The following is a 1841-nucleotide window of genomic DNA, read 5'->3' as shown; positions in this document are numbered from 1 at the left end:
CCCTCTCAGAACCGGACGTGAACCTCTCAGCTCATCCGGCTCCCATTATCCAGCCCCAGGAAAAATTCCCATTTGCCAGTGTACGAACAGTTTTGGTTCGCGTCTGGCTATCTTACCGAGCCAGTTATTTGCCCGACGCTGATGTCTGGAAAGTTTCTTGTATTTTCGTCTTGCCCAGCGGACTAACGCTCGATTCATGTGCCTAAGTACTGAGTACATTTCCGATTTGTAAAAGCGCCCATAGTAGTTGACCCATCCCCTTAATACAGGATTAAACATGTGTGACAGGTCCTCAAGGGTTTTATCTGGCTTTAGATGCATGCGCCAGTCATGAATCGTTTGCCGCATAGCCTTTTTAGCCTTATTACTTACCGCAGGTGTGAAGTTGATGAAATACTTCCCATGTTTGCTCTTTGACCTTCTTGGTCGGAATGTATATCCCAGAAAGTCAAATGTTGTATCGGGGTAGTTACCTCGTCTGTCGTCATCCTTACAATAGACAATGCGTGTCTTCGTGGGATGAAGTTCCAACCCGCATTCCTTGAAACGCTTATCCAGACTATCCCGAAGTTTCTCAACATCCTCCTTGCTTCGGCAGTGCGCCACTGCATCATCGGCGTACCGTGCAAACGGCTTGTCCGGATGGTTCCTGTCCATCCACTTGTCGAACGCATAGTGGAGGAATAGATTGGCTAGAACCGGACTTATGACTCCTCCTTGGGGCGTTCCTTTTGTCCGTTCCTTGACTGTACCATCAGGCATCTGAAACGGTGCCTTTAACCATCTTTGGATGTAGAGGATAACCCACGGATTGTCCGTATGCTTGCGGACAGCTTTCATCAGCAATTCGTGGTCAATATTGTCAAACAGCCCCTTGATGTCAAATTCCAGTAACCAGTCATACCTCCAACATCTTTGCCGTGTTACCGCCAGGGCATCGGCAGCTGACTTTCCCGGCCGATACCCATAAGAATCCGGGTGGAAGTATGGTTCCACTTGTGGCTCAAAATAGATTTTCGCTACCATCTGCGCAACCCTGTCGGCCACGGTAGGCACGCCAAGTATACGCTTTCCCCCGGTTTTCTTCGGTATCTCCACTGCTTTAACCGGTGGAGGAAAATAGCTTCCGGAAGACATCCTGTTCCAAATCTTATAAAGGTTGTTTTTCAAGTCTGCCTCGAATGCTTCCAGGCTTTCATCATCTATTCCTGCAGCACCCTTATTTGCTTTTACTCTCTGGAATGCCTCCAGCACTACATGCTTGGAGATTTCATAGGACTTTGTTTTGTTCATTGGCTCCTCCCTTTCGGTTGACCATTGTTCAAAACTGGATAACACAACCCCTTCGCTCCCCTCCCATTACAGGAGCTTCATCACTACTACGGGTTATTCCGCCCCTATACTTCGCATCGGTACTCTCATCCTTGTGGGTCTTCCACTTGAATTTCTCCCTTAACATCGAAGTCGTAGGTTCCCACGTTCTACACAGAAGCCTGTGCTAAGTTCACGCCACCTTCATGCCGGTCACCATCTGGCCAGTAAACAGGTTTCTTCCAGATTTATCCCAGGTTAACGACTACCCCCTGGTTTTGATGACGTCCCTACGCTTTCGACACGTTATCAGTGGTTCATTGTGTTCGTCTCCCTAGCACTTACCTGACGAGATCGAAGCCTCGCCTTTTCCTTAACGCTCACTACCGTGGCTTTTGACCAAGGCAGCTTAAGGTGGCTTGGACTCTCTACCTGCATAGCGATTCCGAGGGGCCTACCCTCATCTTCTGTGCAGCATAGCTGCATCTTTGCAGCCACTCAGGCTGCATAAATGCGCCTTCGTGGCGCAC

At 49.0% G+C, this 1841-nt stretch carries 1 protein-coding gene; it reads right to left on the bottom strand.

Going from position 1 to position 1841, the window contains the following annotated elements:
- Positions 1 to 45 precede the first annotated feature (45 nt).
- The gene (gene ltrA, locus L7E55_RS17480; protein ID WP_277445641.1) at positions 46 to 1293 is read right to left on the bottom strand and encodes a group II intron reverse transcriptase/maturase; all 1248 of its coding nucleotides are present in this window, start codon (positions 1291 to 1293) and stop codon (positions 46 to 48) included.
- Positions 1294 to 1841 lie beyond the last annotated feature (548 nt).

Source organism: Pelotomaculum isophthalicicum JI (assembly GCF_029478095.1).
Taxonomy (GTDB): Bacteria; Bacillota; Desulfotomaculia; order Desulfotomaculales; family Pelotomaculaceae; genus Pelotomaculum_D; species Pelotomaculum_D isophthalicicum.
This window is presented reverse-complemented; position numbering and strand designations above follow the sequence as displayed.